Annotated in this window: 15 protein-coding genes; 9 read left to right on the top strand and 6 right to left on the bottom strand. The window is 68.6% G+C overall.

The window, feature by feature from the left end; genetic code table 11:
* Nucleotides 1-104 precede the first annotated feature (104 nt).
* Entirely contained in the window at nt 105-344 is a 240-nt protein-coding gene (locus DZG09_RS17115) for a helix-turn-helix domain-containing protein (protein ID WP_119698641.1), read from the bottom strand.
* 96 nt (nt 345-440) lie between these two features.
* On the opposite strand from DZG09_RS17115, the gene DZG09_RS15395 reads away from it, so the two are divergent.
* From DZG09_RS15395 to DZG09_RS15375, 5 genes are all read left to right on the top strand, one after another.
* On the top strand, nt 441-803 hold the full coding sequence (locus tag DZG09_RS15395) for a helix-turn-helix domain-containing protein (protein ID WP_119698640.1): 363 nt from the start codon (nt 441-443) through the stop codon (nt 801-803).
* Between the two features lie 156 nt (nt 804-959).
* Nucleotides 960-1322 carry a helix-turn-helix domain-containing protein gene (locus DZG09_RS15390; RefSeq protein WP_119698639.1) on the top strand — a complete coding sequence of 121 codons (363 nt, stop codon included), beginning with the start codon at nt 960-962 and terminating at the stop codon, nt 1320-1322.
* A 9-nt stretch (nt 1323-1331) separates the two neighbouring features.
* The gene (locus DZG09_RS15385) at nt 1332-1784 is read left to right on the top strand and encodes an ImmA/IrrE family metallo-endopeptidase (protein ID WP_119698638.1); all 453 of its coding nucleotides are present in this window, start codon (nt 1332-1334) and stop codon (nt 1782-1784) included.
* A 36-nt stretch (nt 1785-1820) separates the two neighbouring features.
* Nucleotides 1821-3014, top strand: a complete 1194-nt coding sequence (locus DZG09_RS15380) for a class I SAM-dependent methyltransferase (RefSeq protein WP_119698637.1) — start codon at nt 1821-1823, stop codon at nt 3012-3014.
* A gap of 5 nt (nt 3015-3019) precedes the next feature.
* Nucleotides 3020-3952: an LLM class F420-dependent oxidoreductase gene (locus tag DZG09_RS15375; RefSeq protein ID WP_119698636.1), complete on the top strand. Its 933-nt coding sequence runs from the start codon at nt 3020-3022 to the stop codon at nt 3950-3952.
* 283 nt (nt 3953-4235) lie between these two features.
* On the opposite strand, the gene DZG09_RS16935 is transcribed toward DZG09_RS15375, so the two are convergent.
* The gene (locus DZG09_RS16935) at nt 4236-4697 is read right to left on the bottom strand and encodes a hypothetical protein (protein WP_240424099.1); all 462 of its coding nucleotides are present in this window, start codon (nt 4695-4697) and stop codon (nt 4236-4238) included.
* Nucleotides 4698-5348: 651 nt separating this feature from the next.
* Between DZG09_RS16935 and DZG09_RS15365 the strand changes: the two genes are divergently transcribed.
* A complete protein-coding gene (locus DZG09_RS15365; protein ID WP_119698635.1) occupies nt 5349-5873 on the top strand; it encodes a GNAT family N-acetyltransferase in 525 nt (174 codons plus the stop codon).
* 151 nt (nt 5874-6024) lie between these two features.
* Here DZG09_RS15365 and DZG09_RS15360 read toward each other — a convergent pair whose 3' ends face one another.
* The gene (locus tag DZG09_RS15360) at nt 6025-6534 is read right to left on the bottom strand and encodes a VOC family protein (protein ID WP_119698634.1); all 510 of its coding nucleotides are present in this window, start codon (nt 6532-6534) and stop codon (nt 6025-6027) included.
* 62 nt (nt 6535-6596) lie between these two features.
* Between DZG09_RS15360 and DZG09_RS15355 the strand changes: the two genes are divergently transcribed.
* Nucleotides 6597-7382 carry an AraC family transcriptional regulator gene (locus tag DZG09_RS15355; protein ID WP_119698633.1) on the top strand — a complete coding sequence of 262 codons (786 nt, stop codon included), beginning with the start codon at nt 6597-6599 and terminating at the stop codon, nt 7380-7382.
* On the opposite strand, the gene DZG09_RS15350 is transcribed toward DZG09_RS15355, so the two are convergent.
* The gene (locus DZG09_RS15350; protein WP_119698632.1) at nt 7364-8371 is read right to left on the bottom strand and encodes an epimerase; all 1008 of its coding nucleotides are present in this window, start codon (nt 8369-8371) and stop codon (nt 7364-7366) included. The genes DZG09_RS15355 and DZG09_RS15350 overlap by 19 nt on opposite strands.
* Nucleotides 8368-8829 carry a nucleoside deaminase gene (locus DZG09_RS15345; protein ID WP_119698631.1) on the bottom strand — a complete coding sequence of 154 codons (462 nt, stop codon included), beginning with the start codon at nt 8827-8829 and terminating at the stop codon, nt 8368-8370. Before DZG09_RS15345 ends, DZG09_RS15350 begins: the two co-directional genes overlap by 4 nt.
* Nucleotides 8830-8925: 96 nt before the next feature.
* Between DZG09_RS15345 and upp the strand changes: the two genes are divergently transcribed.
* Nucleotides 8926-9558 carry a uracil phosphoribosyltransferase gene (gene upp, locus DZG09_RS15340; RefSeq protein ID WP_119698630.1) on the top strand — a complete coding sequence of 211 codons (633 nt, stop codon included), beginning with the start codon at nt 8926-8928 and terminating at the stop codon, nt 9556-9558.
* Nucleotides 9559-9618: 60 nt separating this feature from the next.
* On the opposite strand, the gene DZG09_RS15335 is transcribed toward upp, so the two are convergent.
* Nucleotides 9619-13230: a TM0106 family RecB-like putative nuclease gene (locus tag DZG09_RS15335; RefSeq protein ID WP_240424096.1), complete on the bottom strand. Its 3612-nt coding sequence runs from the start codon at nt 13228-13230 to the stop codon at nt 9619-9621.
* Nucleotides 13231-13401: 171 nt separating this feature from the next.
* On the opposite strand from DZG09_RS15335, the gene DZG09_RS15330 reads away from it, so the two are divergent.
* The gene (locus DZG09_RS15330; protein ID WP_119698629.1) at nt 13402-15456 is read left to right on the top strand and encodes an NAD(+) synthase; all 2055 of its coding nucleotides are present in this window, start codon (nt 13402-13404) and stop codon (nt 15454-15456) included.
* Nucleotides 15457-15509: the final 53 nt, after the last annotated feature.

Raw genomic sequence — 15509 nt, 5'->3', positions numbered from 1 at the left:
GGGGGGGTGGGACAGGACACTTCTTCGCGCCGACCGCAGCGACGGTTCCGGTCAGCTGATTCCCGCGCAGTCAACGGCGCACGTGGCACCGTGCGCCGTTCGGCTCAGCAGTGGGACTCCGTGGGCAAGCGCGGCGGGACGAACCGTGACGGGCGAACCCCGAGCACTTCCGAGATCAGGAAGAGCTCGCTGAACGTGAACTCCGATCTCCCTGCCAGCTTGCGGTTGAGAGTCGCGTACGGAATTCCCGTCTCGTTCGAGATCGCCCGACGCGATCGACCTGATCGCTCGATGGCAGCTTCCACTGCGCTCGCACTCCCATCGATCGCGTGACGATTACTCATATGAAGAATCTACGTAGTTCGCTGAGTAACTGTCAAGAGGTCTGGATGATCGTTTTCGACATTGCTAATGCTCATATTGCGCTTTAGAGTGTCCGCATGAACATTCGCGGCAGGGCCGGCATCTTCTCAAGACTCGTCGGCTGGGAGCTGAAGGGCAGGATCGTCGCCCGTGGTTTCACGGCGAAAGCTGTCGCCGAGAGGGCTCGGAGATCCCCGTCGGCGCTGAGCAACTGGCTCAACGGCCACGTCGAGCTTCCGCTCGCCGCGCTGTTCGAGGCCTGCGAGATCATCGGCATCGAACCGGGTGATGTCGTCGACGCCGCGTACGATCGACTGCGTGCCGACCTCGACTGCAGAAGCTCCGCCTTAGACGAGGGCGTCGGCGCTCGTGGCACCGCGACCCCTCTCACGTCGGACGGCGGAGAGCGTCATAGCACCGAGATGGACTCCGCCGAGTAGCGGCTTCGACGACCGCTCGCCCAACGAGAGCGCCGCGCACTCCGTCAGCCCCGACAGAAGCGAGCTTTCGGAGCCGACGGCCCGAGCGCTGAGGCGATCCGCCGGATGACCCCTGCCGACATTGCCCTTGCTCATTCCGGACCTTAGAGTGTCGACATGGATATCCGCGAGAGAGCCGCTGTCTTCTCCCAGTATGTGGGCCTCGAGCTCAAGGGGAAGATCACCGCCCGTGGGTTCACGGCGAAGCACGTCGCCGCGCAGGCGGGTCGCTCGGCTTCGGCTCTGAACAAGTGGCTCAACGGCAAGACTGAGCTGCCGATGACGGTGCTCTGCGAGGCATGCGAGATCATCGGGGCCGATCCTGGTGCGATAATCGACGCCGCATACGATCGACTGCGCGATGAGCTCGGCGGGCCGGACACTCGGCCCGCCGATGTCGGAGGCCTCCCCGAGAATGGCCCCATGCCCCTCGCAGCGAAGAAGGGGCGCCGCAAGAGCGAGGTCGAATCGGCTGAATAGGAGGGCTCGGTGAAGGAACTGCTCAGGCTCGCAGCCGACCACGGCGTCGCCGTCACCTCAGCAACGCTCCCCGACGATCTCCTGGGCTGCTATGTGCCGGATCTGCGTCGCATCTACCTCGATTCCCGTCTCACCCCCTCCGAGGAGCGCAGCGTGCTCGCGCACGAACTCGGTCACGTGCACTACGCGCATCCGTGCGGCGATGACGCGCCGAGCGACACGGCTCGCGCCCGCGAGCGACAGGCCGACGTCTTCGCTGCGCGACTCCTGATCGACACCGACGCGTATGCTCGGCTGGAACGTGTCGATGCCGACGCCCATGCCATCGCCGACGATCTCGGCGTCACGGTCGAACTGGTCGAGATCTACCGCACCCACTGCCTGCAGCGCGTCGGGAACTCTGCGCGCGCCCTCCCCCGCCCTGGCCGACCACAGCGTTCCCGCGTCGGCGCGGCCGCTTAGCGCGTCCGATTCGGATCGCGCCCGTAGAATTCTCGAATGGAACAGGCGGAGCTCGATGCTCTCCTCACGCGCGAGGGGCTCAATCTCCTCGATTCGCTCGACCCGGTGGAGACGGCGTCCGACGTGGCGCGCTCGGTCTCCCGACTCCGCGCGGCAGGGCACTCCCCCGGCCTCGTCTCTGCCGTCGTCGGCCAGGCGCGACTGCGCGTGCGGGCGGGCGCGAAGTTCGGAGACATGGCGAACCGGATGCTGTTCACACGTGCTGGGCTCGAACAGGCCACGCGCCTGAGCGTCGCAATGCGGCACGCGGAACGGATGCGGCGTGCCGGGATCGTATCGGTCGCAGATCTCGGCTGCGGCATCGGCGGCGACTCGCTCGCATTCGCCGGCCTCGGCATGCGCGTGCACTCGGTCGACGCCGACGAGGTGACGGCGGCCATCGCCGCGTTCAACCTGGCGGCGTTCCGTCCGGAGTGCGCCGTCTCGCACGGCACGGCGGAGGGCGCAGACCTCGCAGGGGTCGACGCCGTGTGGCTCGATCCTGCGCGCCGAACCGGTGGCCGCACCGAGACGCAGCGCGTGGGCGCCGACGCGTACTCGCCGCCGCTGGATTGGACCTTCGACCTCGCCTCGCGCATGCCTGCCGGCGTGAAGCTCGGCCCCGCACATGATCGGGACGCGCTTCCCGAAGACTGCGAGGCCCAGTGGATCAGCGTCGACGGTTCGACTGTCGAGCTCGTCGTCTGGACCGGAGCGCTCGCACGGGAGGGCGTCGGCAGGTCCGCACTCGTGCTGCGCGGCGACAGCGCCCACGAGCTCACCGCCCAGACAGACACCGAGGACGAGCCTGTTCGCGAACTGGGAGCGTACGTGCACGAGCCGGAGGGCGCCGTCATCCGGGCCCGCCTCATCGGCGACGTGGCGCGCGCGCTGAAGGCCGGCCCTGTGGCATCCGGAATCGCCTATCTCACCGGCGATGCTGCCGCGACGAGCCCGTTCGTGTCGTCGTTCCGCGTGCGCGAAACGCTGCCAGCCGACGTCAAGCACCTCGGCAAGGCGCTGCGCTCCCGCGGCATCGGCACGCTCGAGATCAAGAAGCGCGGGGTCGACATCGATCCCGCCGTGCTGCGGCGGAAGCTCGGTCTGCGAGGCGACGAGGCGGCGACCCTCATTCTGACCCGCATCGACGGGAAGCGCGTGGCCGTGCTGGCCGATCGGGTGCAAGACTGAGCACCATGGAGTACTGCGTTTTCACCGAGCCCCAGCAGGGCGCCACGTACGACACCCAGCTCGCCTTCGCTCAGGCCGCTGAGCGGCACGGCTTCACCGGATTCTTCCGCTCCGATCATTTTCTGAAGATGGGTGACTTCTTCGACGGCCTGCCCGGCCCGACCGATGCCTGGACGACGCTCGCCGGCCTGGCGCGCGAGACCAGCACCATCCGACTCGGCACGCTGGTGTCGTCGGTGACCTATCGCCTGCCTGGGCTGCTCGCGCTGCAGGTCGCGCAGGTCGATCAGATGTCGGGCGGTCGCGTCGAACTCGGTCTGGGCACCGGATGGTTCGAAGCGGAGCACGCGGCGTACGGCATCCCGTTCCCCGCCAAGCGATTCTCGCACCTGGAAGAGCAGCTGGAGATCGTCACGGGCCTGTGGGGCACGCCGCACGGTGAGACGTACTCCTTCGAGGGACGCCACTACCGGCTCGACGACTCCCCCGCGCTGCCGAAGCCGGTGCAGCAGCCGATCCCGCTGATCGTGGGCGGTCCCGGCCCCAAGCGCACACCCGCGCTGGCGGCGAAGTACGCCAGCGAGTTCAACATCGTGTTCCAGACGGAGGACGTGACCGCCGAGCGACTGCAGAACGTGGTCCGCGCATGCGAGGAGATCGACCGCGACCCCGCCACCCTCAAGCGCACCGTCGGCCTGACCACCCTCGCCGGCGCCACAGAGCAGGATGTGCGCCGCCGCGCTGAGAACACCGGCGTCGATCTCGACGACTTCCGCGCCGACTACACGTTCTGCGGCTCCGCGAGCGAGATCGTCGACCGCGTCGGCACGCTGATCGAGTACGGAGCCGAGCGCATCTACTTCCAGATGATCGACATGACCGATCTCGACCACCTCGCCTACCTCGGCGAGGAGATCCTGCCGCAGCTCCCACGCTGACCGGCAAGAACCGCGACGCAACGCAGTCAATCTCCTGCCCTCACGTCAACCATCCGGACGATGGCGGCCTTCTCCTTCGTCCGCGGCTCAGAACGACTGCGTTGTGTCGCGACGGCCCGTTCTCGGCATCATCCGTGGTCAACCTGTCCGAGCACCTCTGCCTTCGACGACGGGATCTCGCTCCCCTTGGCACGCAGACACAACGCAGTCGATCCGAGCGTTGCCGCCGTCGTTGCCATGCGGCTACAGGCCAGCAGCCAATCCGCGCTCGGGATCAACTGCGTTATGCACGGCCTCGTCGTAGCAGGCCGGCCAGCGCACCCCGGAAGATGTCCGGCCGGGTGCAGAGCAGATTGGCCGTGGGACGGATAGGCGTGTAGCCGTGCGCCGCGTACCCCATGTCACGGCTACGATCACGTTCCTGCTGCTCCCAGCCACCGTGGAACTGTCTGCTATCGCACTCTACGATGATCCACCCGTCGACGAGGAGATCGGCGCGGCCTACACCGTCCACGGTGACCTGGAGCTCGACGGGCACCCCGAACGAGCGCGCGATCAACCTCGCCAGCGTCTCCGGGCCCGATTCCGCCCGCCCGTCGACGAGGTTCCGCAACTTGTGCAGGCGCAAAGGTACGATGTCGAACACTCTGTCCAACTCATGCTCCGCGATCAGCCCTGAGTGGAGCGCGCTGTCGATCGTCGCGATGGCAGCGCGCGGCGGTTGGTCGACGATCGCCTGTGCCAAGGCGGGGACGCGTCCTGCGTGCAGGGCGTTCTTCTGGACGTCGTCGTCGCGCCAATGCACGACAACGCGGTGCGTGCGCCCGTCCAGCCGAACCGCCCGAGACATCGGCGAACGCAGGCGCGACCTGTGCGTGGGAACCTGAACGTGCAGATCAGCACCTCGATCGAGTACGAATATCCCCAGTTCGTGCATGAGCGAGATACTGTCGAGCCTTCCGCCGACCCGTGCCGCGCTCACCACCGCCTTGGATGCCGCGCTGCTGACATACACATCGCGGCGTGCCCGGATCAGGAGACCTGCCCGAATCGCCAGAGTGATGTCGGCGCGCGTGACCCCGCGCGCACGCAGGTCTCTGTACGAGGCACTGCTGACGGTCTCCTGGTCGTTCGACATACGTCCACGATTTCGCCGACGGCCCTGACACGGAACGATCGAGTGCCTACTGTGGACGGAATCCGCGGAAAGTCCGGGCTGTGAGTGAAACGGCGAAGGCGACTCACCGCTGCACCGCCGACACAACGCAGTCAATTCGCACCGAACGAACGTAGGTTCCGGGTGTTGCAGGAGTCTCTCTGTTCGGATTGACTGCGTTGTGTTCGACCGACACCGGGACATACCTCCGTCCCACGGCGGGACGGCTAAAGTCGGGGCATGTCTTCGACACGGCCGCTCCCTGCAGACACGCGGCGGCTCCGATTCCGCGAGATGACGCAAGCGGATGCCCCCAGCCTTCTGCGGATCTGGGGCGACGACGAGGCGATGCGGTACTACCCGGCACCGAAGACACGAGCCGAACTGGCGACCTGGATCGAGCTAATGCACGAGCGCTACGAACGCGACGGCATCGGCTTGTGGATCATCGAGACGCAAGACGGCGAGTTCATCGGCGATTGCGGGCTGACGTGGCAGCGTGTGAACGGCCGCGACATGCTCGAGGTCGGCTTTCACACGCTTCCGGCCGAACAAGGGAACGGGTTCGCCACAGAAGCAGCCGAGGCCTGCGTCGCCGAGGCGCGTCGGCGGTTCGCGCCGATCGAGCTGACGGCGATCATTCATCCTGACAACGTCGCGTCTCGCCGTGTCGCGGAGAAGCTGGGAATGACATACACAGAGGACGATCACGACCACCCGTGGATCGTCAGAACCGTGATGTCGATGTCACTCACAGCACCGTAGAGGCGACACAACGCAGTCGATGCGTGTTCCAAACTCGGAACTTGCCGTAGTTTCCGGGGCCCCTCCAACCGCGCCGCGCGGATTGACTGCGTTGTGTCGCGGTGCACGGCCCGAGCCGCACGGAACGGATGAGTTCCCGCACGGCAGCTGCCTAGCCCTGCGCCGCGGCCCACTCCGCGACGCGTGCGGCCGACTCCTCGTCGCTGAGATCCTCGACACGGGTCATGATCGACCAGCGCACGCCGAACGGGTCGAGCACGGACGAATACCGGTCGCCGGAGACGAAGGTGCTCGGCTCCTCGCGAAGCGTCGCCCCGTGCGCCACGAGGTCGGAGGTGACGGCGTCGACATCGCGCACGTAGAGCCCGAGCGAGCAGCTCGCCGTTCCGTCGTTCGACGGTGGGACGGTCGCGAAGCCTGCGTTCGCCTCGCCGACCTGGAGGCGCCCCGCCCCGTCGAAATCCAGCTCGGCGTGTACGACGATCGGGCCGTCCGGCCCCGGGAACTCGGTGCTGCCGAGGAGGCTCGCGCCGAGATGGGCGACGTAGAAGTCGACCGCGGCTCGCGCGTCCCGCAGCGCGAGGAACGGTGTGAGTGCCGTGAACGAGTTCGGGCGTCCGTCCGTGGTGTGCGTGCCGGTGACCGGCGTGATGTTGTCCATGCCGACGACGCTATGCCGCAGCGCACCCCAAGGCCTTGAATATTCGCGCCATACTCGTTCGCATGCAGCTATCGCACGCGAACGCCGGCGGCGGTGCGGCCGAGCCTTTCGCCGCCCGCACCGCCGGACGACTGACCCCGCGCCAGGGCGTGAGGATGACCAGGCTCGCTCCGGAACCGGATGTGCACGGCATCGTGCACCAGTGGTGGATCCCGTCATGGAGCCTGCCCGACGGCGAGCACGCCGACGAGGTGGTGCTCGGCTATCCGGTGTGCAACCTCGTCGCGGAGCACGGCGCGGCGCGGCTGCACGGGCCGACAACTCGCGCCTCGGTCAAGACGCTCACAGACACCGGCTGGGCGGTGGGCGCCCTGCTCACGCCGGCGGCGGCGCGACACCTCAGTGCGGTGCCGCTGAGGCGGCTGGTCGACGCCGATGCACCGGTCGGCGTGGCCGGCGATCTCGGCTCGGTGGCCGCCGCGCATCGCACGCTGCGAGAGCGGCTCGCATCCGTCGCGGCGGAGCTCGACGACGACGATCACGACGCCGTGCGGCTGATGGAGATCGTGGAGTCGGGAACGGCCACCCACGTTCCCGATCTCGCGAACGCGATGCATCGCTCCATCCGCTCGCTGCAGCGCCTCTGCGCGCGCAACTTCGGCGTGACGCCGGCGGCGCTGATCCGCAGACGTCGGCTTCAGGATGCCGCCGCACGAGTGCGCGAAGGGCCGGATGTCTCACTGCGCGACGTCGCCGCGGAGTTCGGATTCGCCGACCACGCCCACCTCACGCGAGAGTTCGCCGCAGTGCTCGGGTTCACGCCATCGCGCTACCGCGGAGAGGGATGACGGCGCTTCGCCCTCATCCGGCTCCGGATGTCGCGCAGCGCCGGCTCGAGCTCCGGATGCCGGAACTCGTAGCCCGCGTCGACGAGGCGCCTCGGCTCGACCCACCGGCTCTTCAGTACGAGCTCCGACTCGGTGCGCAGCGCCCACATCGCCGGCTCGATCATCCAGCGCCATGCCGGCAGTCCGATCGGCATGCCGACCGTGCGGCGCAGGGCGCCCATCAGGGAGCGGTTGTCCGGCGTGGCGGGGGCGGCGAGGTTGATCGGGCCAGACATGTCGCCTCGGTCGCGCAGGAACCGGATGGCCCCGATCACATCGTCGATGTGGATCCAGCTGAACTTCTGACGTCCGCCGGTGTGCTCGGAGTGGAATCCGTCGCGGCTCGGATCCGGGCCGATGCCCCGGTAGCGATTGTGGCGGAACCACCAGCCGCCGGACTGCCAGCCGCCGAGCCCGACGCGCGCAAGCCGGAAGAACAGCGCTGTCGCTGGACCGTCGCCCAGGCAGATCGAAGTGCGCAGCGCGATGCGACGCGTGCGCGGCAACGTGCCCGAGAAGAACTCCTTCTCCCAGTTTCGGGCGACGTCGCAGGAGAAGCCCCAGCCGATGTCGCCCGATTCCTCGCTCTGCGGCCGGTCCATCGCGTCGCGGTAGATGGTCGCGGTGCTGGCGTTGAACCACACCTTCGGCGGGTTCTCGCTGGCTGAGACAGCCTCGTGCAGCTCCCGCGTGGTGTCGACTCGCGAGCGCAGGATCTCGTTGCGATTGGCGTCGCTGTATCGGCAGTTGACCGACTTGCCCGCCAGGTTGATGAGCAGTTCGGCTCCGGTGACGGCGTCGAGGATCGCATCGGCCTCGCCCCAGCGCACCGCCTCGCTCCGCCCGATCGAGCGGACCTCGTATCCTTCGTCGACGAGCGCTTCGCGCAGGGCCGACCCCATGAAGCCGCTTGCGCCGGCGATCACGGCGACCCGATCCGGATGTGTCATCGTCGCTCCTCGAAGAAGGTTTCCAACGGCGCCCGCGTCTCCTGCTCCATCACACCACCGATGACCTCGGCGCGGTAGGGCAGGCGCCGATCGCGCACCACGTCGTACATCGACCCGGCGGCGCCCGCCTTGTCGTCCCATGCGCCGAAGACCAGACGCGAGATGTGCGCCTGGAGCAGCGCGCCTGCGCACATCAGGCACGGCTCGAGCGTGACGACGAGCGTGCATCCGGAGAGGTTCCAATGACCACGCCGGGAGGCGGCCTCGCGCAGTGCCACGATCTCGGCGTGCGCGCTCGGATCCCCCGCCGCCTCCCGACGGTTCCGCCCTCTGCCGATGATGGTGCCGGTCGGATCGGTCACGACCGCACCGACCGGCACCTCACCCGCCGCCGCGGCCTCCTCGGCGAGCGCGAGCGCGCCGCGCATGAGGTCGACGTCGGCGGGGTCAGGAGTCATGCCCTCAGATTACGGCGTGACCACGGAAGGCGCGGGCGGCGACGCAGACCACGTCGGGGCGCGCGGGAACCGGATGACGCCGAGTAGCCTGTTCTCATGCGCCTGCACGTCGCGGATCACCCGCTCATCACGCACAAACTGACCGTTCTCCGCGACAAGAGGACTCCGTCGCCCGTCTTCCGGCAGCTGACGCACGAGCTCGTCACGCTGCTCGCCTATGAGGCCACGCGCGATGTGCGCGTGACGCCGCGCGAGATCGAGACGCCGGTGACGACGACGGTGGGCGTCGAGATCAGCAGCCCGCGGCCGCTGGTGGTGCCCATCCTGCGCGCGGGGCTCGGCATGCTCGAGGGCATGACGACGCTGATCCCCACCGCCGAGGTGGGTTTCCTCGGCATGGTGCGCGACGACGAGACGCTCCAGCCGACGACCTACGCCGAGCGGCTCCCGGATGATCTGAGCGGCCGACAGTGCTTCGTGGTCGATCCGATGCTCGCGACGGGCGGTTCGCTGGGCGCCGCCATCGAGTTCCTGTTCGCGCGCGGCGCGGACGATGTCACCGCCGTGTGCCTGCTGGGCACTCCGGAGGGTGTGAAGATGATCGAGGACATGGTCGGCGATCGCAACGTGCACCTCGTGCTCGGCGCGCTCGACGAGGGCCTCAACGACAGGGCCTACATCGTTCCCGGGCTCGGCGACGCCGGCGACCGTCTCTACGGCACGGTCTGAGCGACCTCTCCCCGCGCGGCGCTTCCGCATCCGGTCCGTCGCGAAGTACGCGCGTTCGACTCAGACACGCTCGGGCGCGGCGCTGAGGGTGGTCGCGCCCGATTCCTCACGGTTCGTGCCGCTGTCCGGTACGGCACCGACGAGTCTCGCGAAGGCGCTCATCCGCGACACTCCCTCCGGCGTGTGCGGCAGGTCATCGAGCAGCGCCGGGCTGTGCACGACGTAGGCGACGACCTTCGCTCGGCTGATCGCGACGTTGAGGCGGTTCTCGAGCAGCAGGAACTCCGGACCTCGGGGCGCATCGCGACCGGATGAGGCAGCCAGCGTCAGGATCGCCACGGCGGCTTCCTGGCCCTGGAACTTGTCGACCGTGCCCACGCGCACGTCACCGAATCCTGCATCGGACAGTACGCGTTCGACGAGCTGCTGCTGTGCGTTGTACGGGGCGACGACGATCACGTCTGCCTGCGTCAGCGCACGGGCCGGCTCGCTGGCGGCCTGCTGTTCGTCGTCGATCGAGATGTCGACGAATTCTCGCCCGATCGTCTCGCGCACGATCCTGAGCACCTCTGCGGCTTCCTCGGGCGAGTCCGTGACGTTGCCGCGGTGCGAGACTGCGACCGGCTGCACGCCGGGGTCGATGCCGGAGATGGAGCGCCGTTCGGCTCCGGCACGGGAACGCAGCTGCCCGCTGTAGGAGAGGTCGGAGACCGGCCGCGCCACGTCGGGGTGCAGGCGCCAGGTCTGCGCCAGGAAGTAGCCGTGCCCGGCGGGGAGCACGGCTTCACCGCGCATCAACCAGCCGAGCGCTGAGGTGTCGATCGGCGCGGGGTGAGTTCCCTGACTGACCTGAGGAAGCTGCTGCGGGTCGCCGAGCAGGAGCAGTCGGCGCGACGCCATCGACACCGCGATCGTCGACGCCAGCGAGAACTGGCCGGCCTCGTCGACCACCAGCAGGTCGAGCGAGCGGCGGTCGACGCGCGTGGTGTTCGCGAAGTCCCACGCCGTTCCGCCGATGACGTACCCCTTGGACGTCGAGCGACCCTGCTGGAACGCGGCCAGACCGTTCTTCGGCACGACCGTGAACGTCTCGCCGTTCGCGCGTGCCCCGCCCTTGAGCGTCTTGCCGACCTGATCGGCGGGGACTCCGGCGGCCACCACGCGGCCGAGCATGTTCTCGACGACGGCGTGCGACTGGGCGACGACGCCGACCTTCCAGCCGTGGTCATTCACCAGCCGCGCGATCACGTGCGAGCCGACGTACGTCTTTCCGGTTCCGGGCGGGCCCTGCACCGCGAGGTAGGTGGGAACGCTCAGCAGCGAGAAGACGATCGCGTCGACGTCGTTGCCGACCGAAGACGACATCACACGCCCCGCGTGGTGGTCGGCGCGCAGCGAGCGCAGGATGTCGGTGGCCGGATCGACCGGGTAGGCGCCGTCGCTGGCTCCGACGTTCTTCTCGCCCAGAAGCAGCTGGTCGGCCCATTCGTCGATCGCACCCTGCTGCGCCCCCGCTGGCGGCGGCTTCGGCGGCGTCATCGCGACGGGCAGCTCGTGCCACGTGCTGCCCGCGACGGCGTACTCCTCGACGATCGCACCGTCGTCGAGCGTCTCGACGACCCTCGCCTCCCGCGGCACGTGGATCCAGCGGTTCGACGCACCGTCGGCTGGGAACGGCGCGGGCGCGGGATAGAGCAGGTACGGGCTCGCGCCCTCACGCAGCCTGGTGCCCGGGGCGACGTCGCCGCGCAGCTCGATGAGTCGGCGTTCGGCGCGCCGACCCTCTGGGACGTGCCAGTCCTGCATGACGTCGGAGCGACGCAGATCGACGATGACGACGTCACGTGTCTCCCCCCACAGCGACATGGGTTCGCGGAGCCGTTCGAAGTGCCCCTGCCAGAACGCCTTCTGCTCGCGCGGGTAGTAGTCGATGGCTGCCGCGGCGAGGCGGAGCGCGTTCTCGTCGGCCCCTGCGGGCTCGACGGGGTCGCGCGCTTCGCGCAGCTCTTCAGCGCGCGCGTTCAGAGCCGTGGCACGGGGCGACGGCTCGTACGAGTCGGAAGGGCGATCCTCGGGTGCGGCCGGGAGCACCTGGGATTCGCGTGCGCGCTCGACGAGCCAGTCGCGCAGCCGCCGGGTGGAGACGCAGTCGTAGCGGTTGTACTGGGCGAGGTCGTCGAAGATCTGCTGCGCTTCGTCGGCGCGGCCCGACTCCAGCATTCCGCGCGCCTCGACGTATCGGCCGATCGAATCGTCGCCCTTCTGCACATCCTGCGTGCGCACTTCTGCGCCCATGTACAGGGGCTCGAGCTTCTTGATCGAATACGACCTGGAACCGACGCGGAGGGCGTTCTTCACGATCGGATACAGGTCGACGAACACCTCGTCGCGCAGCATGCGGTCGACATCGGCCTCGCGCACACCGTGCCGTGCGGCCATCGCCGCGAGGTGGCTCGGCTCGTACGGCGCGTAGTGGTAGATGTGCATAGCAGGCGATGCGCGCCTGCGCGTGGCGACGAAGTCGCAGAACCGCTCGAGCGCCCGACGTTCGGCATCCAGGTCGTGCGCCCACAGCGGCGTGTACTGCTCGTCGAGGTCGACCCAGCCGAACAGGTAGTCGATGCCCCAGGCGAGCCGACCGTCCGAGAGCGGCTCACTGTGCAGCGGGTCGCCCTCGAAGTCGAAGAAGATGTCGCCGCGGTCGGGGCGCGGCATCGCGCTCAGCGCAGCGGGGTTGACGGCCTCGTACAGCGGAGCCCCCGTACCGTCGCGCTCGGTCTCCACCTGCAGGCGCGCCTGCGTGCGCAGCGCCTGGAATGCGTCGTCGCCCATCCGGGCCGGCTTCTCGGTCGCCTCGGCGAGCGCGTCGATCGTGTCGATGCCGACCTCGCGCAGCCGGTCGCGCTGGGTGACGCGCATGCCGGCCACGAGCAGCACATCGCGGTGGAGCTCGACCTGCCGCTGGCACGTCGCGCACCTGCCGCACGCGCGCACGTCGAGCTCACCTCGTCTGTCGCCCCACGCGATCGGCTCGTGCGCCGCGCCCTGCTCGACCCTGCGGTCGGCGATCAGCGCCCTGATCCGGTCGCGCCGCACGAAGAACAGCGGCAGCACGTCGTCGACACGGTGCGTCGACGTGGTGCCGTCTCCGAGCAGCAGATCGACCTCACTCGATCTGGCGACGCCGAGCCGATCGAGCTGGTCGACGTACGCGCCGAGCTGCATCAGAGCGGTCGACTTCGCGCGGCGGGCGAGCTTGGTGTCCTGCACGCGCCACGCGCCGGTCTCTTCCCGCACGATGAAGTCGGCGAACCCGACGAACTCCTCCGTCTGGAACGCGGCCTGGAAGACGACCTCGGCGTGAGGATTCGCCAGTGCCGCAGTCGTCTCTTCCGTGGCGCGCGCCATGCCTTCGGCATCGCCCGATCGTGCCGAGGCGATCTCGATCACCGCATCCCCGCGTTCGGAGCGATAGCGCTCGAGCACCCGCGCCTCGTGCGCGTCGCCCATACGCGCCGCGCGCTCGAGCATCTCGTCGTCTGGCTCCTCCACCGTCTCGACACGGCCCAGCTTCGCGTCGAGCGCCCACAGCCACTCGAACTCGCAGTTCGCGCTCACGGTCATGTCGCTCGCGCTGAACACGACCCGCTGCTCGGAAGGAATGTATCTCACGCTTCGAGGCTACGCGGGGCCTCGGACATTCCCGCCCCGGCGCTGGACTGTCTGCTCAGGTCCCCCGAACTGCACCACCGCCGATCCGGAACCGCACTTCCGGGAACCCGAGCGCCCGCTCCGCCCAGGAACCACCCGCACACCCGCGGCCCGGCGTGCCAGACTTGGGGCGTGAACGACTTCGACTTCGCCAGCGCATATCGGCACGGCTTCGCGCGCGTCGCGGCCTGCACCGTCCCGGTTGCCGTCGCCGATCCGTCCGCCAACGCCGAAGCCGTCCTCGACAGCGCCCGCGAGCTCGACGAGGCGTCCGTCGCCGTCGCCGTGTTCCCCGAACTGGCGCTGTCCGGCTACGCGATCGACGATCTGGTTATGCAGGATGCCCTGCTCGACGCGGTCGAGACCGCCGTCGAGCGCATCCGCGCGGCATCGATCGACATCATGCCGCTCATGTTCGTCGGCGCCCCGCTGCGCCACGGCAACCGCATCTACAACTGCGCCGTCGCCATCCACCGCGGCGAGATCCTCGGCGCCGTGCCGAAATCGTATCTGCCCACCTACCGGGAGTTCTACGAGCGCCGCTGGTACGCAGACGGCGCAGGCGCGACCGGGTTCATCCGGTTGAACCGCGGCGATGTGCCGTTCGGCCCCGACCTGCTCTTCCGCGCGGCGGACGTTCCGGATCTCACGGTGCACGCCGAGGTCTGCGAGGACCTCTGGGTGCCCGTCCCGCCGTCGTCGCTTGCGTCCCTGGCCGGCGCGACCGTGCAGGTGAACCTGTCCGGCAGCCCGATCACGATCGCGCGCGCCGACGAGCGCCGGATGCTCGTGCAGTCGTCGTCCGCACGGAACCTGTCGGCCTATGTATATGCCGCTGCCGGCATGGGCGAATCGACGAACGACGTCTCGTGGGACGGCCAGACGATGATCTACGAGTCGGGTGCCCTGCTCGCCGAGACCGAGCGCTTCCCCGATGGGCCGCGCAGCGCCGTCGCCGATGTCGACCTCGATCTGCTGCGGCAGAGCCGGATGCGTCAGGGCACCTTCGACGACAACGCACGCGCGATGCTTCCGGACGACAGCGGCTTCCGTACGGTCGAGTTCGAGCTGAATCCTCCGGTCGGCGACATCGGCCTGCGCCGCACCGTCGACCGGTTCCCGTTCGTTCCGGATGATCCAGAACGGCTCGCGCAGGACTGCTACGAGGCGTTCAACATCCAGGTCGCGGGCCTCATGCAGCGCATGCGCCAGATCGGCGATCCGCGCCCCGTGATCGGTGTCTCCGGCGGACTCGACTCGACACATGCCCTTTTGGTCATCGCCAGGGCGATGGACCGGATGGGCCGCGATCGCAGCGAGATCCTCGCCTACACGATGCCCGGCTTCGCCACCAGCGAGCACACCAAGTCGAACGCCCTCGCCCTGGCCGAGTCGATCGGCGCCACCACCGAGACCATCGACATCCGGCCCGCCGCCCGCGAGATGCTCGGGCAGATGGATCACCCCTTCGCGCGCGGCGAAGAGGTCTACGACACGACCTTCGAGAACGTGCAGGCGGGGCTGCGCACCGACTACCTGTTCCGACTCGCGAACCACCGCGGCGGCATCGTGGTCGGCACGGGCGACCTCTCGGAGATCGCCCTCGGCTGGTCGACTTACGGCGTCGGCGACCAGATGAGCCACTACGCAGTGAACTCCGGTGTGCCGAAGACGCTGATCCAACATCTGATCCGCTGGGTGATCGCCGACGGCCAGGGCGTCACCGAAGAGGAAGCTCGGGTGCTGCAGTCGGTGCTCGACACCGAGATCTCACCGGAGCTCGTCCCCGCAGGCCAGGACGGCGCGGTGCAGTCGACAGAAGACACGATCGGCACGTACGCACTGCACGACTTCGCCCTCGCTCACGTGCTGCGCTCCGGTACGAGGCCGTCGAAGATCGCATTCCTCGCCGAGCATGCATGGGCGGACCCGCAGTCGGGCGCATGGCCTGCGGGGTTCCCGGATGATGAGCGCTTCGGCTACGACCGGGAGACGATCCTGCGCTGGCTGCGAATGTTCATCAGGCGCTTCTTCGGCTTCGCACAGTTCAAGCGCACTGCGATCCCGAACGGTCCGAAGGTCTCCGCGATCGGATCCCTCTCGCCGCGCGGCGACTGGCGCGCCCCGTCGGACGGCAACGCCCGCGCCTGGCTCGCAGAGCTCGACGCGGCCGTCAGCGAGGGCTGAGCCTGGCGCTGCTCCCCCGCGGCCGCTTCTCCGGCCCGTTCCGGACGTCTGCG

The sequence above is a fragment of the Microbacterium halotolerans genome (genome assembly GCF_003569805.1).
Lineage (GTDB): Bacteria > Actinomycetota > Actinomycetes > Actinomycetales > Microbacteriaceae > Microbacterium > Microbacterium halotolerans.
Note: the sequence above shows the minus strand (reverse complement) of the source record. Positions and strands in the feature narration are given on the sequence as shown.

Bases quoted from the DNA above. Each gene is read 5' to 3' on its own strand.
- DZG09_RS15375 (WP_119698636.1), top strand. From the start codon at position 3,020: ATGGAGTACTGCGTTTTCACCGAGCCCCAGCAGGGCGCCACGTACGAC.
- DZG09_RS15350 (WP_119698632.1), bottom strand. From the start codon at position 8,371: ATGACACATCCGGATCGGGTCGCCGTGATCGCCGGCGCAAGCGGCTTC.
- DZG09_RS15380 (WP_119698637.1), top strand. From the start codon at position 1,821: ATGGAACAGGCGGAGCTCGATGCTCTCCTCACGCGCGAGGGGCTCAAT.
- DZG09_RS15395 (WP_119698640.1), top strand. From the start codon at position 441: ATGAACATTCGCGGCAGGGCCGGCATCTTCTCAAGACTCGTCGGCTGG.
- DZG09_RS15345 (WP_119698631.1), bottom strand. From the start codon at position 8,829: ATGACTCCTGACCCCGCCGACGTCGACCTCATGCGCGGCGCGCTCGCG.
- DZG09_RS15355 (WP_119698633.1), top strand. From the start codon at position 6,597: ATGCAGCTATCGCACGCGAACGCCGGCGGCGGTGCGGCCGAGCCTTTC.
- DZG09_RS15365 (WP_119698635.1), top strand. From the start codon at position 5,349: ATGTCTTCGACACGGCCGCTCCCTGCAGACACGCGGCGGCTCCGATTC.
- DZG09_RS15390 (WP_119698639.1), top strand. From the start codon at position 960: ATGGATATCCGCGAGAGAGCCGCTGTCTTCTCCCAGTATGTGGGCCTC.
- upp (WP_119698630.1), top strand. From the start codon at position 8,926: ATGCGCCTGCACGTCGCGGATCACCCGCTCATCACGCACAAACTGACC.
- DZG09_RS17115 (WP_119698641.1), bottom strand. From the start codon at position 344: ATGAGTAATCGTCACGCGATCGATGGGAGTGCGAGCGCAGTGGAAGCT.
- DZG09_RS15360 (WP_119698634.1), bottom strand. From the start codon at position 6,534: ATGGACAACATCACGCCGGTCACCGGCACGCACACCACGGACGGACGC.